At 69.1% G+C, this 26,130-nt stretch carries 22 protein-coding genes, 1 tRNA gene and 1 pseudogene; 5 read left to right on the forward strand and 19 right to left on the reverse strand.

Annotated features, from left to right (window positions below; all coding sequences use genetic code 11):
* Nucleotides 1-4 precede the first annotated feature (4 nt).
* Nucleotides 5-298: a hypothetical protein gene (locus ACWF9G_RS27255; RefSeq protein ID WP_452518765.1), complete on the forward strand. Its 294-nt coding sequence runs from the start codon at nt 5-7 to the stop codon at nt 296-298.
* A gap of 604 nt (nt 299-902) precedes the next feature.
* Here the strand turns inward: ACWF9G_RS27255 and ACWF9G_RS27260 are convergent.
* From ACWF9G_RS27260 to ACWF9G_RS27320, 13 genes and pseudogenes are all read right to left on the reverse strand, one after another.
* On the reverse strand, nt 903-1,361 hold the full coding sequence (locus ACWF9G_RS27260) for a DUF3085 domain-containing protein (protein WP_452518766.1): 459 nt from the start codon (nt 1,359-1,361) through the stop codon (nt 903-905).
* A gap of 29 nt (nt 1,362-1,390) precedes the next feature.
* A complete protein-coding gene (locus ACWF9G_RS27265) occupies nt 1,391-1,621 on the reverse strand; it encodes a DNA-processing protein DprA (RefSeq protein ID WP_452518797.1) in 231 nt (76 codons plus the stop codon).
* Nucleotides 1,622-1,641: 20 nt separating this feature from the next.
* Nucleotides 1,642-2,382: pseudogene (locus ACWF9G_RS27270) on the reverse strand (DNA-processing protein DprA); the annotation flags it as partial.
* A 91-nt stretch (nt 2,383-2,473) separates the two neighbouring features.
* On the reverse strand, nt 2,474-2,947 hold the full coding sequence (locus ACWF9G_RS27275) for a hypothetical protein (RefSeq protein ID WP_452518768.1): 474 nt from the start codon (nt 2,945-2,947) through the stop codon (nt 2,474-2,476).
* A gap of 137 nt (nt 2,948-3,084) precedes the next feature.
* Nucleotides 3,085-3,441 carry a hypothetical protein gene (locus ACWF9G_RS27280; protein WP_452518770.1) on the reverse strand — a complete coding sequence of 119 codons (357 nt, stop codon included), beginning with the start codon at nt 3,439-3,441 and terminating at the stop codon, nt 3,085-3,087.
* Nucleotides 3,423-3,917 (reverse strand): hypothetical protein, encoded by a 495-nt coding sequence (locus ACWF9G_RS27285; RefSeq protein ID WP_452518771.1) that lies wholly within the window; start codon nt 3,915-3,917, stop codon nt 3,423-3,425. The genes ACWF9G_RS27280 and ACWF9G_RS27285 overlap by 19 nt, the downstream gene beginning before the upstream one ends.
* Nucleotides 3,914-4,240 carry a hypothetical protein gene (locus ACWF9G_RS27290; RefSeq protein WP_452518773.1) on the reverse strand — a complete coding sequence of 109 codons (327 nt, stop codon included), beginning with the start codon at nt 4,238-4,240 and terminating at the stop codon, nt 3,914-3,916. Before ACWF9G_RS27290 ends, ACWF9G_RS27285 begins: the two co-directional genes overlap by 4 nt.
* The gene (locus ACWF9G_RS27295; protein ID WP_452518774.1) at nt 4,237-4,503 is read right to left on the reverse strand and encodes a hypothetical protein; all 267 of its coding nucleotides are present in this window, start codon (nt 4,501-4,503) and stop codon (nt 4,237-4,239) included. The genes ACWF9G_RS27290 and ACWF9G_RS27295 overlap by 4 nt, the downstream gene beginning before the upstream one ends.
* On the reverse strand, nt 4,500-5,288 hold the full coding sequence (locus ACWF9G_RS27300) for a class II glutamine amidotransferase (protein WP_452518775.1): 789 nt from the start codon (nt 5,286-5,288) through the stop codon (nt 4,500-4,502). The genes ACWF9G_RS27295 and ACWF9G_RS27300 overlap by 4 nt, the downstream gene beginning before the upstream one ends.
* Nucleotides 5,276-6,526, reverse strand: coding sequence for a hypothetical protein (locus ACWF9G_RS27305; protein WP_452518777.1), 1,251 nt, complete (start codon nt 6,524-6,526; stop codon nt 5,276-5,278). Before ACWF9G_RS27305 ends, ACWF9G_RS27300 begins: the two co-directional genes overlap by 13 nt.
* Before the next feature lie 84 nt (nt 6,527-6,610).
* A complete protein-coding gene (locus tag ACWF9G_RS27310; protein ID WP_452518778.1) occupies nt 6,611-7,393 on the reverse strand; it encodes a hypothetical protein in 783 nt (260 codons plus the stop codon).
* Nucleotides 7,381-8,598, reverse strand: coding sequence for a hypothetical protein (locus ACWF9G_RS27315; protein WP_452518780.1), 1,218 nt, complete (start codon nt 8,596-8,598; stop codon nt 7,381-7,383). The genes ACWF9G_RS27310 and ACWF9G_RS27315 overlap by 13 nt, the downstream gene beginning before the upstream one ends.
* Nucleotides 8,599-8,704: 106 nt before the next feature.
* On the reverse strand, nt 8,705-9,280 hold the full coding sequence (locus ACWF9G_RS27320; protein WP_452518781.1) for a hypothetical protein: 576 nt from the start codon (nt 9,278-9,280) through the stop codon (nt 8,705-8,707).
* A gap of 196 nt (nt 9,281-9,476) precedes the next feature.
* On the opposite strand from ACWF9G_RS27320, the gene ACWF9G_RS27325 reads away from it, so the two are divergent.
* A complete protein-coding gene (locus tag ACWF9G_RS27325) occupies nt 9,477-10,004 on the forward strand; it encodes a hypothetical protein (RefSeq protein ID WP_452518783.1) in 528 nt (175 codons plus the stop codon).
* Here ACWF9G_RS27325 and ACWF9G_RS27330 read toward each other — a convergent pair.
* From ACWF9G_RS27330 to ACWF9G_RS27350, 5 genes are all read right to left on the reverse strand, one after another.
* A complete protein-coding gene (locus ACWF9G_RS27330) occupies nt 9,989-10,606 on the reverse strand; it encodes a hypothetical protein (RefSeq protein ID WP_452518785.1) in 618 nt (205 codons plus the stop codon). The genes ACWF9G_RS27325 and ACWF9G_RS27330 overlap by 16 nt on opposite strands.
* A gap of 165 nt (nt 10,607-10,771) precedes the next feature.
* Complete coding sequence (locus ACWF9G_RS27335; RefSeq protein ID WP_452518787.1) at nt 10,772-11,737, reverse strand: DUF2637 domain-containing protein; 966 nt, start codon at nt 11,735-11,737, stop codon at nt 10,772-10,774.
* A gap of 127 nt (nt 11,738-11,864) precedes the next feature.
* A complete protein-coding gene (locus tag ACWF9G_RS27340; protein WP_452518789.1) occupies nt 11,865-12,947 on the reverse strand; it encodes a tyrosine-type recombinase/integrase in 1,083 nt (360 codons plus the stop codon).
* On the reverse strand, nt 12,944-13,375 hold the full coding sequence (locus tag ACWF9G_RS27345) for a hypothetical protein (RefSeq protein ID WP_452518790.1): 432 nt from the start codon (nt 13,373-13,375) through the stop codon (nt 12,944-12,946). The genes ACWF9G_RS27340 and ACWF9G_RS27345 overlap by 4 nt, the downstream gene beginning before the upstream one ends.
* 180 nt (nt 13,376-13,555) lie before the next feature.
* Nucleotides 13,556-13,637, reverse strand: a tRNA-Leu gene (locus ACWF9G_RS27350).
* Nucleotides 13,638-14,009: 372 nt separating this feature from the next.
* On the opposite strand from ACWF9G_RS27350, the gene ACWF9G_RS27355 reads away from it, so the two are divergent.
* Nucleotides 14,010-23,345 carry a fatty acid synthase subunit beta domain-containing protein gene (locus ACWF9G_RS27355; protein ID WP_452518792.1) on the forward strand — a complete coding sequence of 3,112 codons (9,336 nt, stop codon included), beginning with the start codon at nt 14,010-14,012 and terminating at the stop codon, nt 23,343-23,345.
* Nucleotides 23,346-23,356: 11 nt separating this feature from the next.
* Nucleotides 23,357-23,794 carry a holo-ACP synthase AcpS gene (acpS, locus tag ACWF9G_RS27360; protein WP_452518794.1) on the forward strand — a complete coding sequence of 146 codons (438 nt, stop codon included), beginning with the start codon at nt 23,357-23,359 and terminating at the stop codon, nt 23,792-23,794.
* A gap of 138 nt (nt 23,795-23,932) precedes the next feature.
* Here the strand turns inward: acpS and ACWF9G_RS27365 are convergent, their stop codons facing one another.
* On the reverse strand, nt 23,933-24,550 hold the full coding sequence (locus tag ACWF9G_RS27365; RefSeq protein ID WP_229740149.1) for a TetR/AcrR family transcriptional regulator: 618 nt from the start codon (nt 24,548-24,550) through the stop codon (nt 23,933-23,935).
* A gap of 286 nt (nt 24,551-24,836) precedes the next feature.
* Here ACWF9G_RS27365 and ACWF9G_RS27370 point away from each other — a divergent pair, with 286 nt between their 5' ends.
* The gene (locus ACWF9G_RS27370; RefSeq protein ID WP_452518796.1) at nt 24,837-26,072 is read left to right on the forward strand and encodes a hypothetical protein; all 1,236 of its coding nucleotides are present in this window, start codon (nt 24,837-24,839) and stop codon (nt 26,070-26,072) included.
* Nucleotides 26,073-26,130: the final 58 nt, after the last annotated feature.

Here is a 26,130-nt window from a genome sequence, read left to right on the forward strand (position 1 = left end):
GAGCATGCATCCCGACAGAGGCCTGCACGTCGGCGATGTCGAATCCCGCCCTGACCGGCTCATCCGGATCCGACGAGTCGGGAATCTACTCCGCCGCAGCTGGATTCGCCGCGCGACCGCCGGAGCTGTTTGTATCGATTCGGACGCGCTGGAGGACAATCGGTCCAATGGTGAGGCGGCCAAGCTGAACTACGACGCCGTAGAAGCCGTCCGGATACACGGACACGGTCAGGATGGCACCGAGAGCGGCGTGGTGGCCGAGCACCAAGAGTTGCCTGATGATGACTGGGGCAGGTGACGAACCGCTGGCTGCCGGTCTGCGCTCGAGGACGAGCCCGCGACAGGTGTGTCCTAGAGCTGGCTGGATTCCAGGCGGGCCACGTATTCTTCCTCCTTGGTGGGGGATGTGTTCGAGAGGCCGATCCCAGTGCAGGCATCTGTGCGGTTCGCGGTGCGCCGATGGCTGTGTCGGGTCCGTTGCACGATCACGATCACCGATGCGCCTGCCGGTCTGGACCGGATCCGCCCGATCCTCGGGTCACGCGGATAGACCTGGCTTCGACGGGTCCCGCTGGAATCCGGTGTGGCAGAGGAACTGTATGCCCGTACGATCCGGGTCATCCCGTGGAGTCGCTGATCAAGTGGGCGGTGCATCCGGCAGATCTGCCGGATGGAGGTCGCCCTCGCCCGCAGCTGCTCCGAGGCCCTCATCGCCATGGTCTGTCTGGAATGGCCCCGGTTGCAGCCTGACGATCCACGGCCGGCAGAGGTTCTTCGCGGTTAGGCCCCGCGAAGGCGGCGTCCGTCGTTGACCGGCGTGAATCGGCCGGTGCTGCGCGTGTCGCCACCGTGCAGGAAGCCGAGACGACTGCCACATCTGAAGCGGTGGGCCCGTCGGGTGGCTATCGGTCCAATGATGGAGCGGCTGAGCTGAACTCGATGCCGTAGAAGCCGTCTGGATACACGGACACGATGAGGATGCCGCCGACAGCGGCGTGGTGGCGGATCATGTCGATCAACGTGGTGCCTTCGTGGTCTTCGGTGAGGGAGATGTATTCGGCGAAGTCGTCGCCGCCGACCGCGGTGGCGGAGAAGTCGAAGTAGCTGTCGTAGCCGGCCGCGTACACCACCTGTGAGGAGCCTTCGGGGTCGGCGGGGTCGGCCAGCAGGCGTGGCCCGCCGTTGGACAGTAGGTAGGTGCCCTGGTCCTTGGCCCACACCAACGCCGGCGGAACCGGGTCGGATTTGTCGCTGGCCCAGTCGGGCCAGGAATGCTCGGTCGCGGCCATCGCGTGCTCGGCGATCACGCTGACCTGCCCCAGCGGGAAGAACAGCTCGAAACTGCCCATCCGTACGCTCATCGGTCGATCCCTTTCTGTCGGTGACGGATTCAGTGCTCGGCCGCGAGTGCGGCCCGCAGTTGCCTGGTGTCGGTGGCCAGGCGGGCGCGTCCGTCGTCGACCATGGCCGCGCAACCGGTCCACGCGGGGGCGGTCGGTGTCGGGGTCGGGAGGGTGAACACGGGTCGGTCGAGTCGGTGGGCCCGGCTGACGGCGTTGAGGGTGCCGCTGCGGATCCCGGCCTCGGGCACCACCATCCCCGCCCGACCGAGGGCGGCGATGACCCTGTGTTGCGGTGCAGAAACCGATCACGGGTCGGACAGTCGAACGGCGGGTATTCCGAGACCAGCAGCCCTCGCCGGGTGGCCTGCTCGAACAGGTCGCGATTGGTGGCGGGATAGGCGTGACTCAAGCCGCTGGCGGTGACCGCGACCGCAGACCCGTCCACGGCGAGGGTGGCCTCGAGCGCTGTGGTGTCGATGCCGTAGGCGCCGCCGGTCACGATCGTCCACCCCTGCCCGGCCGCGGTGGTGGTGAGCTCGCAGGTGGCGGCGTATCCGTGCTCGGTACAGGCCCGCGCCCCGACGACCGCCACGCTGCGCTCACCGACGGTGTTGAGGCATCCGGCTCCGCGCGCCCACAACGCCACCGGCCCGAAGCGATCGGTGTCGGGGTCGTCGAACTCGGTGAGTCGGCGGGGCCACTCGGGGTCCTCGGGGGTGACCAACCTGGACCGATCCTGTTCGCGTCGCAGACGTCGGCTCCGGCACGCACCGTCAGACCGGGTGTGGCGTGGGCGAGGATGTCGGCGGCGCCGACGGGTCCATGGGCCGCGAGCAGCACCGCCACCGTGCCGCGGTGGGTGAGGGCGGCGCGGGCCAGGATCGCCCACGCCAACCGTCGGGCGCGCTCGGCGGCGGAACTGTACGGATCCATGGTCGATGGAGTCCTCTCCAGGTCGGGACCGAGGCTGCGGCTGCATGGCACGCTCAGGCTGTGTGACGGCCTCTGTTGTGGTTGTCCACAGCCGTATCCACAACATGTGGATACGGTGAGCACGCGTCACTACGGGCGCTCGTGTCGAGCAAAGGGTGCGGCATTCGGTGATGCGGGAACACCGGAGTGGTCGGCAGTCAGGGGTTGGCTTCGGAGTCGTCGGTGGAGTCGAGGGTTTCCCACAGCTTTCGGGCGGCGATGAACGCGGCGAGTAAGTCCATCGGCTGGGAATCGTCGGAGTTCGGTGCCGGGTCGCGGACCTTGCGCAGCCGCAGGAACGGCACCCCGCGAAGCGCGATGCCGGTGGCCGCGGGCCCGGACTCGTCGGCCGGGACGGTGAAGACGTCGTAGTCGTCGAGCCGGAGCCATGCCTCGTACCAGGCTTCGGCTGGTTTGCCCTCCCGACCCGGCACGGCGTCCTCGGTCGGCGCCCAGAACCGGCACCGACACAGCGGATCGTTACACCGGTTGAGTGGGGTGTTGCCGGCGGGGTTGTAGCGGTCGACGTGCCCGGCCAGCATCACACACGCGCGACGGCTGTACCAGGCACACTCGGGGTGCAAACCGGGCTCGACCGCGACGCCGCGCAGGTAGTCCGACGGGCGGATCATCAATACCAGCGTCTGGTCGAGCGGTTCCCCGCACACCTGACATCGTTTGTGGTGCAGCACTTCGCCGAGGCGGTGCGGGTCGATGCTGCCCCACACCGGACGGGTCCGGTCCCGGTGGGCGAGGGTGATGTGGGGGACTACGAGTCCGGCCGAGACCGGCGCGTGCGCCAGGCGCGCGGGGATCGGAACACGCTCGGCCGCGCCCGGCCGGGATGCGGGGGAGTGGGGTGTGACATGCAAATGGTCCTCGAATCTGCGGGCTCGGCACCGGGTTCGGTGTCAGCGGGGCAGGGGTGGGCGACCAGGACCACGGTGGTGGTCCGGTCCGGGGTGGATGGGGTCTGCACGCGCAGGTGGATCAGCGTCACCAGCGAGGTGACAGTCGGGGTGCCGCTGTTCCACGGCAGATACCGGGACTCGTCGAGAGCAGGCATCTGCGCGCGCAGCCAGGCATTGAGTTGCTTGGCGTCGGCGATCACGAAGTCGCGATCCATTCGTCGCCGGTGTGCGGGTTGTGTCCGTACACCCGCACCAGCGGTGGCGGGGACAGGGCCGCGTCGACGACGGTGGCGGGCAGGACGGCGTCGTGGCCGCTGTAGGTCCACGCGCCACCGGCGATCACCCAGCTCTCCCCGTCGGGCTCGGCCGGCATCACCCGCCACGAGACCGCGTCGAGCCCGGTCCTGAACGGGTCGGGCACCCACTGCGGAATCGCGATACCGTCGCGCATCGTGTGGGTGAGGGCGGCGTGTTCGACGCGCACCAACCCCATCACCGGGCGGCGCCCGAAGTCGATGCCCATGGTTTCGGGGAAGACGGCGAACTTCGTGCCAGCGGCAGGTGGGCTGGCGAAGGCACTGTGCCAGCCCACGATCACGACCTCGGTCGCGGCCAGCACCGGATGCACGCGTGCGGTCCAACGGCTCGGGTCGGGGCGGTCGTCGGCGGCGAGGCTCGTCGGCATGGTCACGCCGGTCCCTCGCTCACCGCGCGCGAGTGGCGTTGGACGGATTCGATGAACCGCAGCGGCAGGATTACCCGGCCACCGGGTTCGGTGGTCAGCACCGTGTACCGAGAACCCAGGGTGGTGACCGTCGCGGTGGGCAGCGTGTGGCCGCCGCGGGTGCGCACGGTGATGCGGTCGCCGTGGCGGCGCGCGGCGTGCAGTTCGGCAGTGATCACTGTCGGCACCGCGAGTGCCGGGCTGGCCGGTATGGTTGCGGGGGTGCGGAGTTGGGCGATCGCGGCACGGAGCCGGTAGCGCAGCGGCGGGATAGTCAGCGGTTGGGTCATGCGCGGTGGATCCTCCTGAGAAATCGCAGCAACGTGAGCTGGCGGGCCGGTCGCGGATGATGGCGGGTAGCCAGAGCGGCGGCGAGCAGGTCGGCTTCGGTGCGGTCGAGATCGATGAGCTGGCAGCGGGTTTGACCGTCGAGGGTGTCGTGGAGGTGGAGGCGGACCCAGTAGCCGTCGGTGCTGACGTGCACGCGGGCACCGTCGCGATCGGAGAGCCGGATGAGCGGAACGGGAAGGTGCGCCCGTGGTGGGTGGTTCATGCTGTTTCGAGTTCGGTGTCGAGGAAGTCGGCGTAGCGCTCGGAATCGTCCAGGCAGGCGCAGCTGCACCGCGGGAAGGTGTGTAGGCATTGCACGCAATAGCCGCAGTACAGGCAGTGCGATCCGTCGGGGTTGTCGAAGTCGGCTCCGCAGTTCTCGCAGTAGCCGTCGTCGAACCCGAGGACTTCGCCGAAGGTGGTATAGGCGCCCTGGGGGAATCGGCCCAGTTCGTAGGTGTGATTGGAATACCACGACCCGTCGCGCCAGTGCCCGGCCTGTTCGTTGAAGATGTAGGCAGGTTGCTTGTAGGCGGGATCGACGGTGAGGATGACGGCCTTGTCGGTGCCTAGCCAGCGCTCGAACCGCGACCGTCCGATCCACGAATCCAGTGACCCGAACGGCGTCCGGGGCAGGAAGTCCTCGGCCGCGATGCGGGTATCGGAGCGCTCATCGCCCCGCAGCGGGTGGACGTGGTCGGGCAGGATCCCGTTGTGGGCCAGCACACTGCGCTTGTCCGCGCCGATCGCGAACGGGTGACAGTTCGCGGTGGTCCGGTCGCCGTGGGTGGCGAATCGGGAGTGGAACAGGGCCGGTCCGTTCGGGAACTCGGTTCGGGCGTGGGCGAATTCGGTGATGGTGTCGCGCGGGTCCAGTCCGTGTCCGACGATCAGTCGGTCGTCGGCGTGGATGGCCCAGCCGTGCCCGTGTGGGTTGGCGACCGCACCGGCGGCGAGGGCGTCGTAGTCGGGGGTGATGGCGGGTTTGATGAAGGTCAGGATGCACACGGGTAGGCCTGTTCGGTGTCGGTGAAGGCGCCGGTCGTGGTGAGTGCGGTCAGTTCGGCGGTCAGCGGCGCGTACTCGGGTCGTGCGGAGACCCAGGCGGTGAAGGTGGACCAGTCCCAGCCGCCGCGGGTGACGTCGCGGGCGCGCAGGCCGCGGGTGTATTCGACCGAGGCGTGGGCGAAGGCGAGCGCGGCCTGGACCTGTTGGGGTTTGAGCGAGCTGGCGAACACGCGCAGCTCGAAGGTGTCGGCGGGGCGGGCGTTGACGGCGTGGTAGCGGCCCCACCCGTGATCGCCGTGGGCTAGTTGCTTGGCCATGGCGCGGATGTCGGGGTCGAAACTGGCCCACTGGGTGTGTCGGCGTCGCGCGAGCGCGGTGACGGCGGGCTCGTTGCGGTAGATGAGTTTGAGCCAGCGGTAGATGTGGGTGGGGGAGTCGAACCCGGCGCGCGAGAGGTGGATGTGGATGCCGGCGGACTCGTCGGTGTAGCAGCCCAGCAGCCGCAGCCGTGACAGCAGCGACCACGGAAAGTTGGCCATCGCGTAGTCGAAACTCATCGGATGAGTGACCATCTCGAACCCGCAGCTGATCGACCCGTCCTGCTTGAGGTAGCCGAGCTCACCGAGCTGGGGATCCGCGGTTTCCACCGACTGCCGGAATCCTCGTGTTTCGCAGTAGAGTTCGAGTTCCAGGCCCAGGAACAACGGGCCGTCGCCGTGGAAGTCCGGGTCGGGTTTGTAGTCGCAGTCGTAGACCCAGTCGTGCTCGGGGCGTAGGCAGTCGTCGCAGTAGTCCTCGTCGCTGGGGATGAGGGTTTCGCACAGGTCGCATTCGCGATAGGTGCTGCGGCAGTCCGAGCACACGTCGCGCCAGTTGTTGATCGTGTACGGGTCGTTGGTGCGTAGGCCGCAGTCCTCGCACCGGGAGTAGTCGAGCGAACAAGCCGAACAGACGTCGCCGCCGGAGATGATCGCGACGATGTAGGCGCTGTAGCGGTCGCAGTCCTCGCATTTGCTCCACCCCTGCAAGCAGTCCCCACACAGGAGGGTGTCGGAGGTGGTCGGCGCGGTATCGGCGGCGGGCCGGTCGCAGCCCTGGCACAGTTCGAGCTCGGTGACACACACCGTGCACAACATCGTGTCTTCGGCGGTGGCGACCAGCTCGATGGGATCGTGCCGGGCAGAACAGGACCCGCACTCGACGAGATCAGCCGAGGAGTCCAGAACGGCGGTGGGCATCGGTTTCCTTCCTTGGAAACGACGAAAGCCCGCACCCAGACGGTGCAGGCTCAGATGAACGGGCGACGGCCGGTGGGAGTCGCGCTAGGGGCTCGGTGGCCGCGGCGCGGGCAGGGCCAGCTGCCGGGTAGCCGCGCGTCGGCGGGTGCTGCGGGTCCGGTTGGGGCGGCATTCGCAGTGCGGGAACCGGACCTCGCAGGCGAAGCACCACCCGCAGGTGCGGCAGTAGCGGCCTACCCGGTGCAGGTCGATGTCGTCGCAGCCGTCGCAGACGTACCGCTCGCGGGTGGAATAGCGCTGAGACGCGGGCAGGTACTTGGTGTTGGAGTACCAGATCCCGTTGTCCCACTGCCCTTTCGATTCCCCGAACAGATACACCTGCTGGTCGTAGGCGGGGTCGACGGTCAAGATCAGCAGTTTCGACGAGCCGAGCCAGGATTCCAGGCCGCGGGCGCCGCGGCGGGTATCGAGGGACCCGAACGGCATCCCGGGGAGGTAGTCCTCGGCGGCGATGCGGGTATCGGAGCGCCAGTCATAGGCGCCGGGATGGACGCGTTTGGGCAGGATCCCGTTGTGCGCCAGCACCGTCCGATGATCGCCGCCGAGCCGGAATGGGTGACAGTTGTCGACAGTGCGTGTGCCGTGAGTGGCGTAGCGGGAGTGAAACAACGCCGGCCCGGCCGGATGGGCGGCGCGGACACGTGCGAAGGTGTCGATCAACTCCTCGGCGTTCATGCCGTGCCCGGTGACGACCCGGTTGCCAGTGATCAGTGCGAATCCGTGCCCGTGTGGGTTGGCTTCGGCACCGCGGCTCAGGGCCCGCGGGTCCGGGGAGACCGAGGCGGGGAGGAAGGTCAGGAGGCACACAGCACGACCTCTTCCGGATCGTGGGCCAGATCGGCGAGTTCGGCGAGCAGAGGCGAGTATTCGAGGCGTCGGCTCGCCCAGCTGGTGAACCGGTCCCAGTCCCAGCCACCAGCGCGGATTTCGGGGATGGTGAGGTCGGCGGTGTAGCGGATCGAGGCATCGGTGAACGCCAACGCCGCCTGCACCTGCTGAGTCTCGAGGGAGCTGGCGAAGACCCGCAGCTCCAAGGTGTCGCGCGGATGGGGGTTGATCGCCTGGTTGCGCGGCAACCCGAGGGCGTGGCGCGCGCCCTTGGCCAGGTCCTTAGCTCGGGCGCGGGTCCCGGGCTCGAACGGGGCATAGCGGCGGCTGGTGCGCCGCGCCAATGCAGTGACCTCGGCGTGGTTGCGGTAGACCAGCTTCATCCACCGGTAGACGTGCGCGGGCCCGGTGAACCCGGCGCGGGAAGCGTGCACGTGCAGGCCGACGCTGGTGTTGGTCCGGCAACCCATCACGGTGAGGTCGTCGAGCAGCTGCCACGGGAACCCGGTCAGGGCGTACTGGTAGGTCATCGGGTGGCACACGATCTCGAATCCCGCCGGCTGGATGGAAGAGTCGCGTTTGAGGTAGCCGAGCGGGCCGAGCGCATCGACCGCGATCGCGACCATGTCGTCGTAGCGGTCCACGGGGACGACGACTTCGAGTTCCATACCGAGGAACAAGGGCCCGTCACCGTGGAAGATCGGATCCGGCCGGTAGAAGTAGTTCCACACCTTGTACGGATCCGCGCAGCGATCACACTGCCCGCGGCCCCGGATCAAAGTGCCGCAGTCACGGCAGGCCCGCAGCGCGCTGGCACACTCGGCGCAGGCGCGCTGGTTACCGACGACGTAGCGGCTGTGTCGGGTGAAGCGCTCGCACTGGAAGCACTGGTCGAACAGGCGCGCACAGAGCTCGCACACCACGCCACCGGTATCGACCCGCTGCACGGCCGACGTGACATCAGCGCACACCACACACGGATTGAGCCGGGACATACATTCCGAACACAGCCGTCCCGCGCAGTTGGTATCGGTGAGGGTGATCGCGCGGGCGCCGCACCGATAGCACTGCGGACACCGGTACACGCAGTCCTCGCAGACGCTCCCACCGTCGATGCTGTAGCGGGTGCCAGGATCGCGGGTTCGACACACCCTGCACGGGTCGGGCAGTTCCACATCAGGCATGGCGATTGAAATCCCTTCGTAGAAACGACGAACGCCGCCCCCGATGGCCGGGTGCGGCGTGAAAGACGAGAACGAGAAACGGCAGTGGGGAAGTCGCGGGGTTGGGTCAGGCGGCGCGTGCGCAGGCCAGGCGGCAGGCGACGGGTTCGCCGTGATGGCGGCCGTCGCAGAGGGTCAACGCCATCACCCTGTCCGGCACCGCGAGCTTGCGGCGCGCGAGCGCTTCGAACTCGTCGATACCGCTCGCGGCGATGGCCTCGTAGTGCTCATCGAAACCTTTGACCGGCTCACCGAGGTCGGGCAGTCCGGCTTGTCGCGACATCCGCAGGTAGAGGCCGAACGCCGTGGTGTTCAACGGTGTCGCGAGACTGACCTGCATCAACGACAGCGCGACCTCGACCGCAGTCCCAGGCTTCGTCGACAGCCCGGCCGCGACCCGGTCGAGCAGTTCGCCTGCGTGGGCACGGTAGACGAACTCGGCGCTCATCCGTTCGTGGGTCGCGGTCAACAGCGAAAACCCGTGATACAGAACATCAGCGACATCCCGGTGACGATCCTGAGCGTGGGTGATCTCGTCTTCGGCCCAATCCAGTTGGGCGAAAGTAGTTGTGAGGGTTTTGGTGAACTTCGCGCCAAGGAGAGTGCGCAGAAGGGGTTCGATCGTGGTGAGTGTGTCGGTCATTCGGGTCGTCTTTCGGCAATGATGCTGTGGTAGGCAAGAGTTGGAAGGCACACACTGCGACGGGCCGATCCCTGCGGCGCCGAAGTGCGCTGTGGCGGGTGTGATCGGCCTTGAAGCGCTAGCTGGCGGTGTTGGCAGCGGGGCGTATCCTCGTGGGTGGAAGAGCCGCTGGTCGGGTCGATCTCAGGAGTTTGAGATGCCTGCTAGCAAGCCACGTCGTTCCAAGCGAGATCCCGAACTTGTTCGGCGTTTGGACGAGGTCCGTCAGGTGATGAAGGTCCGGCGCACCGAGGCGCAACGCCGCGCGACCGCGACGATGGACGCGGTCGAGACCTACCTGCACGCCGCGGGAGTCATCCGCAAAAGCCTTGCGGTGCGTGATCAGCGCATCGGTGAACTGCGCCAACAGATCGAAAAGCTAGAACGCGAGCACGAAGCCGAGGCCGCTCGGTGGCGTGCCCGCCAAGCGAGCGCGATCGAAGCGATACGCGACCAGGGGGAGTCCGATGACAGCATCGGCCAACTACTCGAACTGACCGGCAGGCAAGTGCGACAACTCATGGCTGCCGCGGCGCGCGCGGCCGAGCAAAAAGTGGGTAGTCCCGCCCAACCGGGAATGGGCGCTGGTCCCGGTAGCCCGGTGGACGTCATACGAGCAGAGTTTCAGAACGGCTCGCAGGCCGATCGGACCGTGATTGGGCCGATTGGTCAGAGTTTCGCGTAGCCGCCGACGTTCCAGACGTACCACCGGAACTCACCTGGGGGCACACCGACTCGGCTCGGGATACCCGGGTGCATCGACTGCGGCCAGAAGGCGAGGCCGCAACGGTGACAGTAGTACGCACCTTGCCAGACGCTGTGGGCGCGCGCGCGACCAGATGCGACCCTGCCGTTGCGTCGGGCTCGTTTGACCGCAGCGGCCAGCAGGGCGACTACCGGAATCGACCAGACGATGGGGATGGCGAACATGCCTGCCAAGGACGCGAGGACCCGGACGGGATTGCCTTCCGGTGGGTCGGTGTGGAACCCAAGAGCTGCTGCCGCGAAGAACATGGCGGTGGGCAGCATGAGCAGGATCGCGAAGGCCGTCAGGCGGCCCGGGGTTGGAAGTACAGGTGCCAACGCCAAGCTTCTCGCGAGCGCGGAACTATGGCTGACCTCGCGACTGGACGTGCCGATGACTGGAACGAGCCCACCCTGACCGATGCCCACCCCAGTGTGGACGCCGGTACTGTAGCCGCTGTGTGTGCCCTCGGACACGGCGGCGGGAACGCTCTGAACCCAGTCGGTGCGGTCGCAATGCGGGCAGGAAAGGTCGAGGCTCACTGGTCCCCCAAGAAGGTGGTTTCGCTGGTGTGGTGGGCGAGAAGCTGAATCTTGGTGACAAACCGTGGATTAATCGAACACTGGATGACTGTCAGTGTCGATGTGTTCAGTGGCACATCGACAAAGGTTCGGGCGGCATCCACTAGGGCCGAAACATCGTCGGCCTCAATCTGTCTGCGACAGGTTCGCCTGCGTACGGCCGATCTCGGCCCGTGCACATCCGACAAGGGTCTCCTCTGCGTGCGCACGTCCGACGTCTAGGTCCGAACTATCGCGGTCAGCATGCGCACGGTCTCGAAGCAGACGAACACCGGGGTGCGCACGTTCTGTGGTTCCGTGCGCACGTAGGCGTTCGGCGTCGCGCAGGATCCGGCTGACCGCAGAGCGGCTGCACCCGACCTCGCGCGCGATTCGGCTGGCGCTCCACTCGTCGACATGGCGGAGCGTGAGGATCGAGGTCACGGTGGCCGGGTCGCGTCGCCCGCCTGGATCCTGGTCACAGATCATCTTGGCCAGCTCCGTCAGATCGAGAGTCGGTGCGGCAGGGTCAGCGCGGGAATGATCCGGGGGCTCGGCGGCCGGGGCCGGTGGATCGGCGTGGGTGTCGGGTGTTGTGTGCGCCCGTGGCTGGGGCAGAGGGTCAGGCTCGGAGATGTAAGGGTTCGGATTGACGCCGGGTCGGTGTGTATGTGCCAGGGTCAGCAGAGCGATCGTGGATTGGGTCATGCTGCCTTCCACAATGAGCGGCCACAGCCATGCTTCGGCCACGGGGACGCCAGCGGTGATCGCCAGCGCGCGCAACGCCGTGAACGACATCCAGAACGCCGCACCGGCGATGACCACGGTGAGCGCGGTCGCGGTGCGGCGGGCGGTCGATGACACGGGGTGCGCCCGCGTGAGAAGCGCGACGCCGTGGACCGAGGCCAGCAGCGCGAGCGGCGGGATCACGGCGACCGCGGCCGCGACCGCAGGTAAGAAGGTGGTGTGCAGGACGGCTTGAGTCGCGTTGCCCAGGATGCTGACTCCGGCGGCGGCGCACAGTTCGGTCCAGAAGAAGGCATGCGCACCGCCCGCACGCGCGCCTTCTGTGCTGGCCGCGGCAGTCGTACCTACTCGCAGAGGCACAGACATATCGCTCCATTCGGATCGGATGGTGTCGGCCGCTCGGCGAGGCGGCGTCGGTTCAGGTTCGGACGCTGCGATATCGCGTGCGTCGATGCAGATAGCTCACGTGAATCGCGCGTGCGCCAGACCTCCATCACCGAGTTCCGGTGCGTGCAGCGTCGATCGCGAGCAACTCCGGTGTTGGAGGTTGGGTACCCCGGGCGAGGGGATGAGGTTCGCCGGTAAGGACCGCGAGCGCGGCGGCGACCTCGTGCAGCTGGGACTTGACGTAGGAATCGGTTGTGCCCGAGCGCTTGCCGCGGTGTCCGGCGAATGATTGGGCCACCGCATAGCTGAAGGTTCTTTCGACCCAGGTCAGCGTGGTGTGGCGTAGCCAGTGCGTGGTGACACCTTGGGTGGCGACCCAGGGCAGTGACTGCCCGATTCGATTCCAGATGTAGTCGTATCGGCGCCTGGTGATCGGGCGTCCGTGGTGGTACCGCAGTAGCTGGCCGGTGAAGGGCGCGCTGCGATCGGCGGCGTGGTCGTGCAGGTGGCGCATCAGTGTCGGTGACACCGGCTGCCAGCGGTCTGTCCCGCCTTTCTCTCGCAGGTACACCAGGCATTGGTCGCGATCGAGGTCCTGCGGGCGAAGGGCGAGAGCGCCGCCACGTCGGCACGCGGTCTCGAGATGGAACCGCAGGATCAGCGCGTCCAGTTCGGGGTCGTCACCGGAAGTTGCAGCCACCTGGCAGATTTCGGCGACCTGGCCGGACGGGATCGCGTAGCGATGTGATGCCTGCCGGGCGGGGATGGCGATTTGTCGTGCCGGATTGTCCTGCGGCCGAATCCAGCCCGCTTCTTCTGCGTAGCGGTAGACGTGGCGCACTGCGGACACGTAGTGCTCGACCGCGCTGTTGCCGCCCCGAGATGCCCGGTTCGTGCGGGCGTTCGCTTTGACCGCCCGGGCGAGGTCTTCGAGCTCGTGTCGGGTCGGCTCGTTCAACGGCCTGTCCGGCCACATGGACTCGAGGAGGTCCAGATGCGTTCCGTAGGTGCGTGCGGTGCCGGCGCTCAGGCGGGCGCGCACATGCGGAATCACCTCGGCAAAGGTCGGTGCGACGGGAGTGGCGCCGATGAGATCTGTTGCGGAGATGCCCATCTGGGTCAGCAGCAGCCTCGCGGCGGCCAACGTTTCTGCGGTGACCGCGGGCTGGCTGGTGCTCGGGATCGTCACAATGGTCCTTCCAGGATTCGCCGGCTCTGGCTCATCAGCCCGTCGAGCACGGCCGGGGGATGGATCAGCAGTCGCCTGTGCCCGCGGTGCGCCACGAGCAGCACCCGGTCACCTTCCAGCAGTCCGACGCGGCGGCGTTTGCGGAACGGAACTCGGAAGAATCCGCCGGCATTCATCTCGACCGAGCCGTCCGGTGAGGCGCGCATGAGGATCAGGCGATCCTCCGGGCACGACACCGTCAGCCTGGTGCCCGGCGACCAGCCCAACGCCGAGAACACGGCGTGGTCGGCGACGCGACCGGCATGGTTGACGACAGCGATGCCGTAGACGATTTCAGGGTCGGCGGTGCGTGGGATGACACTCACCGGCAGCGGGCCGTGGAGGCGTTCCTGCAGTGAGGACTGGGGTGGGATGACCGGTTCGATCACCGCTCACCACTGGTCACTCGCGGGAGGGTGCAAGGCCCCTTGTCTGGCCGAAAAGTGACTAGGAGGTCACCCGGAAAGTAGCAACTGTGCAGGTCAGGGGCGTGCACTGCCCAACTCCTTCGTGTGCGAGTGCACTCGAACACACAGAAGCCGAAATCTGACCTGCTAGTCACCAATCTGTGCGCGAGAGGGGACTTGAACCCCTACGTCCGTGGACACCAGAACCTAAATCTGGCGCGTCTGCCAATTTCGCCACTCGCGCTGGATGTGTACGACCGTCCAAACTCTACCGGGCAAAACCGGCTACGCGAAGCGTTGGGGCGGCATGTCGTACTCGTCGGTAACACGACCTGGGGTTATAACGATTTGGTAACCCTCAATGTGAGGGCCACTCATGTTTGCGAAGCGAAGTAACAGGTCCCACCTGCGCGTTCAAACATGAGGCGGGGTCACGTTTCAGATAATTCTGGTACGGGCGTGCAGAAATACTCGGCGGTAGCTGTCGTGTGGGCGAGAAACGTGAGGCTTTCCTCATGATTTTGTGCGATCGTGGCTTTCAACAGGCCCGAGGGGCTGCCGGATACGTGTGCGTGCCGTCGGTGGGCGGAGCGCCAGGAGAAGGAAGTCGAGCGTCTTGACGATCAACGAGAGCACCGAGATGGGCATGGAGTCGACCGCGAAAGCTGGTGGTCGTGGCCAGGCATCGGGTGTCCGCGCGGCGCTGGTTGAGCAGCTGCGCAACGGGGCCGGGTATGCGTTGGCGTTCGGTGGGCAGGGTGCGCAGTGGCTGAGCGAGCTCGAGGAGATCGGTCGCGACAGCGCGCTCGAGCCCGAGCTGACCGCACTGGTGCACGAGGCCGCGGCGCTGATCGAGCCGGTTGCGGCACAGTTGCTGGTGGTGCGTCCCGGTGGCTTCGACCCGATGGGCTGGATGCTCGAGAGTGAGCTGGACGAGCCGGAGGAGCCCTCGTCGGTGCCCGCGGACTCGGTGCTCCGCTCGGCCGCCGTGTCGATGCCCGGCGTGCTGCTCGCCCAGCTCGCGGCCACCAGGGCGTTGCGTCTGCAGGGTCTCGACACGGCCGAGCACCCGCCGGTCGCGATCGTCGGGCATTCGCAGGGTCTGTTCGCCGCCACCGCGGTGGAGGCGGGCGGCGCGCGTGACGCGGAGCTGCTGGCCATTGCCCAGCTCGTCGGCGCCGCCGCCGGGCTCGTCGCGCGCAGGCGCGGGCTGATGCCGGTGGGCGAGCGTTCGCCGATGGTCGCGGTGTCCAATGTCGATCCCGAGCAGCTGCGGGCGATCGTCGCCGAGGTCGCCGAAGGTGTCGACCCCGCGCTCGCCGCGGTGGTGTCGATCCGCAACGGCCGCAGGCGGGTCGTGCTGTCGGGCGCCCCCGCCCAGCTCGATCGGGTGCGGGCCAAGTGCGCGCAGCTGCACGACGAGCAGACGCGCGAGCGCGAGAGCAAGATTCGCGGCGGTGCGGTGTTCGCGCCGGTGTTCGAGGACGTCGCCGTCGACATCGCCTTCCACCACCCGGCCCTGGCCGAGACCGTCGACCTGGTCGCTGGCTGGGCCCGCCAGTGCGACCTCGACGCCGAGCTCGCCGCCTCGCTCACCCAGCAGATCCTGGTCGACTCGATCGACTGGGTCGCCACCGTCGACGCCGTCGTCGAGGCGGGCGCGGAGTGGATCCTGGATCTCGGCCCCGGCGACCTGCTCTCGCGGGTCACCGGCGGTTCGCTCAAGGGCACCGGCGTCGGCGTGGTCGCCGCCGCCACCCGTCCCGGCCAGCGCAGCCTGCTCACCCCTGGCGCGGCCCCCGAAGCCGCCACCCCGTGGTCGGCGTTCGCGCCCAAGCCGGTGCGGCTGCCCAACGGCCGCATCGTCGTGGAGACCGCGTTCACCAAGCTCACCGGCCGCTCGCCGATCCTGCTCGCCGGCATGACCCCGACCACCGTCGACGCGAAGATCGTCGCGGCCGCGGCCAACGCGGGCCACTGGGCCGAGCTGGCCGGTGGCGGTCAGGTCACCGAGCAGATCTTCGCCGACCGGATGACCGAGCTGCGCCAGCTGCTGCAGCCGGGCCGCGCGGTGCAGTTCAACTCGCTGTTCCTCGACCCCTACCTGTGGAAGCTGCAGCTGGGCGGCAAGCGCCTGGTGCAGAAGGCACGCGCGGCGGGCGCGCCGCTGGACGGCGTGATCGTCACCGCGGGCATTCCCGAGCTCGACGAGGCCGTCGCGCTGATCGAGGAGCTGACCGAGGCCGGCATCAGCCACGTCGCGTTCAAGCCGGGCACCGTCGCCCAGATCCGCGCGGTGCTGCGCATCGCCGACGCTGTGCCGGACTACCCGGTGATCATGCACATCGAGGGCGGCAAGGCCGGTGGGCACCACTCCTGGGAAGACCTGGACGACCTGCTGCTGGACACCTACGCCGAGCTGCGCAACCGCGCCAACGTGGTGGTCTGCGTCGGCGGCGGCATCGGCACCCCCGAGCGGGCCACCGACTACCTGACCGGCACCTGGGCCACCAACCACGGCTACCCGATGATGCCGCTGGACGGCGTGCTCGTCGGCACCGCCGCCATGGCGACCCTCGAGGCGACCACCGCCCCCGAGGTCAAGCAGCTGCTCGTCGACACCCCCGGCACCCCCGACTGGGTCGGCGCCGGCACCGCCTCCGGTGGCATGGCCTCGGGCCGCAGCCAGCTGGGCGCCGACATCCACGAGATCGACAACGCCGCCTCGCGCACGGGCCGCCTGCTCGACGAGGTCGCCGGTGACGCCGAGGCCGTCGCCGCCCGGCGCGAGGAGATCATCGCGGCCCTCGACGCCACCGCCAAGCCCTACTTCGGCGACGTCGCCACCATGACCTACCAGCAGTGGCTGGAACGCTATGTCTCGCTCGCGGTCTCGAGCGAGGTCCCGATCTCGTTCGACTGCGGCAGCGACATCGGCGACGCGATCCGCGACGCCACCCGCTCGGACTGGCTCGACATCAGCTGGCGCGACCGGTTCGCGGAGATGATGCGGCGCACCGAAGCCCGGCTGCACCCCGCCGACAGCGGCGAGATCGAGACGCTGTTCGCCGACGACGAGGCCTTCGAGCACCCGGTGCAGGCGCTGTGCGCGCTGAAGAAGGAGTACCCCAGCGTCGCCGAGACCGTGCTGCACCCGGCCGACGTGCCGTTCTTCGTCTCGCTGTGCAAGACGCCGGGCAAGCCGGTGAACTTCGTGCCCGTCGTCGACGCCGACGTGCGTCGCTGGTGGCGCTCGGATTCGCTGTGGCAGGCCCATGATCCGCGCTACTCGGCCGATCAGGTGTGTGTCATCCCCGGCACCGTCGCGGTCGCGGGCATCACCCGGGTCGACGAGCCGGTGGGCGAGCTGCTCGACCGCTTCGAGCAGGACACCGCCTACAGCCTGGTCCGGGCGGGCGTCGTACCCGCCCCGGTCGACGCGCGCCGCGTCGCCGGTGTGGTGACCGGCCCGATCGACACCGTGCTCGCCGCCCCCGACGTGCAGTGGGCGGGCCGCACCACCGTCAACCCGGTGCACCGCCTCGGCGCCGTCGGCGAGTGGGTCGTGGAGCAGGGGAGCGCGGTGCATCAGGGCACCGGCGCGACGCTGACCGAGATCTCCGGTCCCGAAGCCGATTTCGGCTACGTCGAGCTGGCCGTGCCGCTGCTGGGCCGGGACGCGGTGAAGATCCGCATCACCGTGCCGGTGAGCATCTACTCCGGTGGCGCGCCGGTGATCACCGAAGCCGATGCCGAGACCGCCATGTCGGCGCTGCTCGGCGTGGCCGCCGGTCAGTCGCTGCCCGAGGTGAAAGCCGGTGTGGCGCATCTCAACCTGGCCTGGATGCCCGACCTGGTCGCCGACCACGCCGGTGTCACCGGTTCGGGTCTGCCCACCACGCTGAGCACTCTCGGCCGCACCGCGCCCGACGTGCTCGTCGGCGCCTGCTGGCCCGCGGTGTTCGCGGTGCTCGGCGCGGCGCGTACCGCACACAACGGTTCGGTGATCGAGGGCATGCTGGATCTGGTCCACCTGGACCATCAGATCGAGCTGCTGAACGAATTGCCCACGGAGACCGGCATTCTCGTGGTCCGTGCCGAGAGCGGCGCGGTCGTCGACACCGATATGGGCCGGGTCGTCGAGGTGGCCGTCACCGTCGGCCTGATCCTCGATCAGGGGCTCGAGGCGGCACCGCTGGCCCGGCTGGTCGAGCGGTTCGCCATCCGCGGCCGCAACGGCGCGGGCGAGCTCACCGATCCGCCGCGCGCGGCCGGTGCGGTGTCCGACGACGCCGCCGACACCCCGCGCCGCCGTCGCCGCGACGTCACCATGGCCGCCCCGCGCGCCATGCACGCCTTCGCCGCCGTCTCCGGCGACCACAACCCGATCCACACCTCCGATGCCGCGGCCAAGCTGGCCGGACTGGGCAGCCCGATCGTGCACGGCATGTGGCTCTCGGCCGCCGCCCAGCATGCGGTGGTCGCGGTGGATCCCGAAAGCTCCGTTCCCGCACGCACTCTCACGGCATGGACCACCCGGTTCCTGGGCATGGTGCGCCCCGGCGCGACCGTGGACGTGCGGGTGGAGCGGATCGCGGTGGACGCGGGCAGCGAGATCGTCGAGGTCTCCTGCCGCGTCGACGGTGACCTGGTCATGACCGCGACCGGGCGCACCGCCGCCCCGAAGACCGTCTACGCCTTCCCGGGCCAGGGCATCCAGCGCAAGGGGATGGGTCTGGACGCGCTGACCCGCTCGAAGGCGGCCAAGCAGGTGTGGGAGCGTGCCGACGCGCACACCCGCGAAGCCCTCGGTTTCTCGATCCTGGCGGTGGTGCGCGACAACCCGACCTACCTCAAGGCGCGCGGTGTCGAACACCGCCACCCGGACGGCGTGCTGCACCTGACCCAGTTCACCCAGGTCGCCATGGCGACCCTCGGCGTCGCCCAGGTCGCCGAGCTGCGCGAGGCGGGCGCCTTCGTCGAGGGCGCGATGCTGGCGGGTCACTCGGTCGGTGAGTACAACGCGCTCGCCGCCGTCGCCGGAGTGCTGCCGCTGGAGGCCGTGCTCGAGGTGGTGTTCCAGCGTGGCTCGGCCATGCACGAGCTGGTCCCGCGCGACGCGCAGGGCCGCAGCGACTACCGGATGGCCGCCATCCGCCCGTCGCAGATCGGGCTGCCGGATGCCGAGGTCATCGACTTCGTCGACGGCATCGGCGCGGCCACCGGCGAGTTCCTCGAGGTCGTGAACCTGAACCTGCGTGGCTCGCAGTACGCCATCGCGGGCACGGTCGCCGGGCTCGAGGCGCTCGAGACCGAGATCGACCGGCGCCGTGCGGAATTCGGTGGCAAGCGGGCGTTCATCCTGGTGCCCGGCATCGACGTGCCGTTCCACTCCTCGGTGCTGCGCGACGGTGTCCCGGAGTTCCGGCACAAGCTCGAGCAGCTGCTGCCGACCGAGGTGCGCCCGGAGGTGCTCGTCGGCCGCTACATCCCGAACCTGGTGCCGCGCCCGTTCTCGCTGGAACGTGAGTTCCTCACCGAGATCGCCGAACTCGTGCCGTCCGAGCCGCTGGCCGCGGTGCTGGCCGACTTCGACAGCTGGGCGGCGCGCGAGGCCGAACTGTGCCGCGTGGTGCTGATCGAGCTGCTGGCCTGGCAGTTCGCCAGCCCGGTGCGCTGGATCGAGACCCAGGACCTGCTGTTCACCGATCCCGCGCACGGCGGCCTCGGCGTGGAGCGGTTCGTCGAGATCGGCCTCGGCGCTACCCCGACGGTGGCCAACCTGGCCTCGCAGACGCTGAAGCTGCCCGCGTTCGGCGGGGCGACGGTCGAGGTGGTCAATGTCGAGCGCGACGCCGCGGTCGTCTACGCCACCGACACCGATCCCGCCCCGGTCGACGACGACATCGAGGAGACCCCGGCCGAGGCGCCGGCGGCAGCCCCTGCCGCCGCACCGGTTGCCGCGGCACCGGTCGCCACCGGTGGCCCGCGTCCCGACGACATCTCCTTCTCCGCCGCCGACGCCACCCGCGTGCTCATCGCGCTGTGGACCAAGCTGCGGCTCGACCAGATCGGCCCGGTCGACACGATCGAAGGCCTCTGCGACGGCGTGTCGTCGCGCCGCAACCAGCTGCTGGTCGACCTCGGCTCCGAGCTCTCGCTCGGCGCCATCGACGGCGCCGCCGACGCCGACATGGGCGCCCTGTCGGCCACCGTCGAGCGCCTGGCGCGCACCTACAAGCCGTTCGGCACCGTGCTCACCGATGCCATCGGCGACCACCTGCGCAAGGTCTTCGGCCCCTCCGGCAAGCGGCCCGCCGCCATCGCCGACCGGGTCAAGAAGGTCTGGGAACTGGGCGACGGCTGGGCCAGCCACGTCACCGCCGAGGTCTCGCTCGGCACCCGCGAAGGCGCCAGCGTGCGCGGCGGTGACCTCGGCGGGCTCGTCGGCGGTGCGCTGAGCGACGCGGCCTCGGTCGACGCGGCCATCGACGCCGCCGTGCAGGCGGTGGCGGCGCGACGCGGTGTCGCGGTCTCGCTGCCCTCGGCGGGTGGCGCGTCCGGCGGCACCGTCGACGCGGCGGCGCTGGGCGAGTTCACCGAGCAGATCACCGGCCGGGACGGCGTGCTCGCCACCGCGGCCAGGGTCATCCTCGAGCAGCTCGGCCTCAGCGAGCAGGTCAGCGCACCCGAGGCCACCGAGGACACCCTCGTCGACCTGGTCTCGGCCGAACTCGGCACGGACTGGCCGCGGCTGGTCGCCCCGGCGTTCGACGCCCGCAAGGCCGTCCTGATCGACGACCGCTGGGCCACCGCCCGCGAGGACCTGGCCACCATGTGGCTCGGCGACGACGCCGCCACCGCCGAGCAGCCGATCGCCGGCTACGTCGGCGCGGGCGAAGCCGTTGCCGCGCAGGCGAACTGGTGGCGTCAGCGGGCCATGCACGAGGCCCGCTCGGTGCTGGCCGGCGTGTACGCCCAGATCGCGGAGGCCGCGCTCGACACCACCGATGCCGGTCTGTGGTCCGACGACGTCGCCGTGATCACCGGCGCCAGCAAGGGTTCCATCGCGGCCGCGGTCACCGGCAAGCTGCTCTCCGGCGGTGCCACGGTGGTCGTCACCACCTCCCGCCTGAACGACGAGCGGCTGCGGTTCTACCGTTCGCTGTACCGTGACAACGCCCGCCACGGCGCGGCGCTGTGGGTGGTGCCGGCGAACATGGCCTCCTACCAGGACCTGGACGCGCTGATCGACTGGGTCGGCACCGAGCAGGTCGACAACGCGGGCGGCGCCAAGATCAAGGTCAAGGACGCCATGACCCCGACGCTGCTGGTGCCGTTCGCGGCACCGCGCGTCGCCGGTGATCTCGCCGACGCGGGCGCGCGCGCCGAGATGGAGATGCGGGTCCTGCTCTGGTCGGTCGAGCGGCTGATCGGCGGCCTGTCCGCCCTCGGCGCCGACCACGACGTCGACGCGAAACTGCATGTGGTGCTGCCGGGTTCGCCCAACCGTGGCCTCTTCGGTGGCGACGGCGCCTACGGCGAGTCCAAGGCCGCGCTCGACGCGGTGGTCACCCGGTGGCGGGCCGAGAAGTCGTGGTCGGCGCGGGTCACCATGGTGCACGCGCTGATCGGCTGGGTGCGCGGCACCGGGCTGATGGGCCACAACGACCCGATGGTCGAGGCCGTGGAGAAGGCGGGCGTGCACACCTGGTCGACCACCGAGATGGCCGACGAGCTGCTCAAGTGGTGCACCTCGCGGGCCCGTCAGGTGACCGAGACCGGGCCGCAGCAGATCGACCTCACCGGTGGTCTGGCGCGCGCCAAGCTCGACCTGCCCGCGCTGGCCAAGCAGGCCCAGGAGGCCGCGGCCGCGAGCGAGGAGGAAGCGGCCACCGCCGCGACCATCGCCGCGCTGCCCGCGCCGCCCACCCTGAGTTCGGCACTGCCCGTGCCGGAATGGGGTGCGGTGACCGCCGACCTCAGCGACATGGTCGTCATCGTCGGCGCCGCCGAACTCGGCCCGTACGGTTCCTCGCGCACCCGCTTCGAGATGGAGGTCGAAGACAAGCTCTCCGCCGCCGGTGTGCTCGAGCTGGCCTGGACCACCGGTCTGATCCGCTGGGAGAACGACCCGAAGCCGGGCTGGTACGACACCGAATCCGGGGACTTCGTGCCGGAGGGTGAGCTGGCCGAGCGCTACCACGACACCGTCGTCGAGCGCTGCGGCGTGCGCCGCTACGAGGACGACGGCGCGATGCTCGACAACGCGGCACCGCTGCTGACCTCGGTGTTCCTCGACCAGGACCTGACCTTCACGGTCGCGGGCGAGGCCGAGGCGCGTGCCTTCCACACCGCCGATCCCGAGCACACGGTGATCAGCCCGGTCGCGGAGTCGGGCGACTGGACCGTCACCCGTCAGGCGGGCACCGAGATCCGGGTGCCGCGCAAGGCGAAGCTCTCGCGCGTCGTCGGTGGTCAGATCCCGACCGGCTGGGACCCCACGATCTGGGGCGTGTCCGCCGATATGGCCGCCTCGATCGACCGGGTCGCGCTGTGGAACATCGTCTGCACCGTCGACGCGTTCGTCAGTGCGGGCTTCAGCCCCGACGAGCTGATGAGCTGGGTGCACCCGAGCCTGGTGGCCAACACCCAGGGCACCGGCATGGGCGGCATGTCCTCGATGCGCTCGCTCTACGTCGACAACCTGCTCGGCGAGCCGCGCCCGAACGACATCCTGCAGGAGGCACTGCCCAACGTCGCGCTGGCGCACGTCGTGCAGTCCTACGTCGGCAGCTACGGCGCCATGGTGCACCCGGTCGCGGCGTGCGCCACGGCGGCGGTGTCGGTGGAGGAAGCCGTCGACAAGATCCGGCTCGGCAAGGCCGAGGTCGTGGTCGCCGGTGGTTACGACGATCTCGGCATCGAGGGCATCGTCGGCTTCGGTGACATGTCGGCCACCGCGGACTCGGCGGCCATGCGCGCCAAGGGCATCAGCGACCGCTACTTCTCCCGCGCCAACGACCGCCGTCGCGGCGGGTTCGTGGAATCGCAGGGTGGTGGCACCGTGCTGCTGGCCCGCGGTGACGTGGCCGTGGAGATGGGTCTGCCGGTGCTCGGTGTGCTCGCCTTCGCGCAGTCCTTCGCCGACGGCGTGCACACCTCCATCCCCGCGCCGGGTCTCGGTGCGCTGGGTGCGGGCCGCGGTGGTAGCGGCTCGCGCCTGGCCGCCGAACTGCGCAAGCTCGGTGTCACGCCCGACGACATCGCGGTGATCTCCAAGCACGACACCTCCACCGCGGCCAACGACCCCAACGAGTCGGAGCTGCACGAGCGGCTCGCCGGCGCGCTGGGTCGGACCGACGGCGCTCCCCTGTTCGTGGTCTCGCAGAAGAGCCTCACCGGCCACGCCAAGGGCGGCGCGGCGGCCTTCCAGCTCATCGGCCTGTGCCAGGTGCTGGAAAACGGTGTGGTGCCGCCGAACCGGAGCCTGGACTGTGTCGACGAGAAGATGGCTGCCTACCCGCACCTGGTGTGGGCGCGCGAGCCGCTGCGCTTCGGTGACAAGTTCGCGCTGAAGGCGGGTCTGGTGACCTCGCTCGGCTTCGGCCACGTGTCCGGTCTGCTCGCGGTGGTTCATCCGCAGGCGTTCCTCGCCGCGATCGAGCCTGCTGCCAGGGCCGAGTACCAGGAGCGGGCGCAGGCGCGTCAGCTCGCGGGCAGGCAGCGCTTCGCCGAGGCCATGTGCGGCGGCGCGGCGCTGTACGAGAAGCCTGCGGATCGCCGCCTCGGCGCCGACGGCACCCCGGCCAAGCAGATCCGTCAGCTCGAGGCCGACATGCTGCTCTCGCCGGAGGCAAGGCTCGACAGCGAGGGCGTGTACCGGACGAACGGATGGGGTTGCGGCGCAGGACAGCTCGGTTCTGCTCCGCAGCCGACCGAAGCGTCGTAGGCTGCCGCTTCGTGACGATTCTCGGTATCGGTTTGGACTTGGTGACCATCTCCGAGTTCGCCGAGCAGCTGCAACGGTCGGGGACGACGATGCTCAGGGAGAGCTTCACCGCTGGTGAACGCCGCTACTGCCAGAGCAAGCAGACGGACCCGGCCCGCAGCTTCGCCGCACGCTGGGCCGCGAAGGAGGCGGTGCTCAAGGCTTGGGCATCGTCTCGCTTCGCGCGCAGCCCGCAGATCGGGGACAACCCGTATCCGCTGATCGAGGTCGTCAACGACGCGTGGGGCAGGCCGAGCATCAAACTGCACGGCCTGGCCGCGGAGTTCCTGCCCCGCGCGCGAGTCCACCTGTCGCTGACCCACGACGGCGACACGGCAGCCGCCATGGTGGTGCTGGAAGACCCGGGCGAACTCGCCGACCTCATCGAGGGTCGACTCGGGCCCAGCTAAGCAACAACTGGTTTCGCAAGTACATGGGTAACTCGGCGGGAACGCCCAGAAAGTGACCCGATACCTAACGCAGGCCCGGTCGCCGACCCGCGTCACTGCTCACTACCGGCAGAAGTCGCGGGGAGGCGGGCGGACCGTTCAGTCTTGGGCGGTCCGCGATTCTTTTTCCGCGACCAAGAGATACGCCACCATCAGCCGCTTCAGCTCGGCGACCGCGTCGGCGTTGGACTGCTCGTCCTGCACGGAGAAGTTCAGCATCGAGTAGACGACGTGCACGAGCACCTCGGCCATCATCGTGCGCCGGGCGCGCGGGGTGCGCGGGGTCAGTGGCCGCAGCATCTGCGAGACCACCTCGGCGAATTCCTTCTCGTGCAGCGCGCCCGTCGCCCGGGTGGACGGGGTCGACTGCATGGCCAGCCACACCTCGCGCCGCGAGGGATCGGTGGTCCACAGATTCGCCAGATGATCGACGAACTGGTTCATGTGCCGCAACCAGTCCAGCGAGGGGATCTCGCCGTGGAAGTCGGCCAGCTCACGGGAAACCGCAACCAGGTCTTGCCGATTGAGCTCGCAGACGATCACGTACTTGTTGGCGAAGAACTGGTAGAGCGTGCCGATCGGCACCTCGGCGCGCTGCGCGACCTCTTCACAGGTGAACGATTCGAAGCCGACCTCGACGAGCAGTTCCCGCGACGACTGCAGCAGCGCGTCGAACTTGCGCTTGCTGCGCTCCTGGGTCGGCCGCTTACGCGGCATCAGCTCCTGCGGGTCGTCCTGCAACTCCAGCGCAGGGTCCGGACGGCTCTGCTTGGACCGGGCCTGCGCGTGTACTTCCACCCATCCAGGCTAGCGGTATACACACATCTGCGACACGCGTCTACCGACAGCGTGTCAACAACTGGGAGATTTTCCTCCCATCCGGGCCCGGGCTGGTGACGAATCATCAGATGAGCGTGCGTGCATCCGCACGCTAATTCGCGGTGATCTCTCGCCGCAACCGATCTACCGCGAAGTTATCTGCCCCCGTGGGAAGGCAAGACTTGTGGCTGCAGGATCTGTGATCACTCTCGGCGTCAGCACCGAGCGAGGCGCCGTGCACGCGGTGGCCTTCGCGGAGGCGGGCGACACGCTCACCGACCGGATGCTGCTGCGGCGCACCGTGCGTGCGGGCGGGGACAGCAAGGCGGAGATCGCCGCGGCGGTGCAGGTGGCACTGGACACGATGGCCGCCGAACTAGACGACGAGTACGAGATCGCCGGGGTGGCAGTGAGTTACCGCGATGCAATCGAGCGGCGCGCGATCGTCACCCGGCTCGCGGCCACGCAATGGCACACGGCCTCACTGGTCTCGGCCAAGTCGGCGCACCTGTTCGTCGCGGGCGCGATGACCTGGCTCGACGAGTTCGACAACCTGCTGGTCTACGAGGCGGTGCCCGGCTACCAGGCGATGACACTTCTCGACCCCGGCAGACACCGGGTGCTCGCCGCCTACGCGCAGACCGGCGCGCCTACCCCCGACGCGCTGCGCACGGGGGTGTCGGCGGCCTGGGATCAGTTCGAGGCGGCCTCGGTGCGGCCGGGCGCGGTGGTGCTCGTCGGCTCGTCCGCCGACGCGCCCGCGGTGCGCGAGGCGGCCGCCGGATTCGGTGTGCCGGTGCTGCCCTGTCGGCTGGCGCCGTTCGCCCCGGCCGCCGGTGCCGCGCTGGTCGCGCTCGGTGACGCCGCCGACGTGCCGGTCGCGGTCGCGGCGCACTCCACGCGGGGCGCGGCGATGGTCGTCGCGGCCGCGAGCCTGCTGGCGGGTGGTCTGGTCGCGGGCGGTGCGTACGCGGTGATGAACGACGGGACGCAGGGGGTCGACAACACCGCGGTGTCGTCGGAGCCGGGTGCGAGCCCCGCCGGTTCGATCGCGCCGCGGGTCCCCGACATGCACGAGACCGCCGACACCGGTCCGGCGGAGACCGGCTCGGCCGGCGGTATCGGCTCCGGCAGCGGGCTGGAGGTGAGTCCGGCGACCGAGCCGACGGACACCTCGCCGTACGAGACGGTGTCGCCCAACCCGCAGCTGATCGACCCGAGCCAGTTCCCGCTCGGTTACCCCACCCAGCTGTACGGCGATGCGCCGCAGGATGACCCGCTGCCCCTGGAACCGGCGGCCCCGGTCGTCCCGCAGACTCCCGCCGCGGCGCCGACCCTGCCGGGCACGGGAATCCCGATGGGGATGCAGCCCGCCCAGGCGCCGATGCCGGAGGGCCCGCGCACGGAATCGGCCGACTGACACCCGCATCCGGCAACGGCCGAACGAGTCAGCGCCCGCGAGGGGCCGCGCGATACAC

This window comes from Nocardia sp. NPDC055029, from assembly GCF_053608525.1.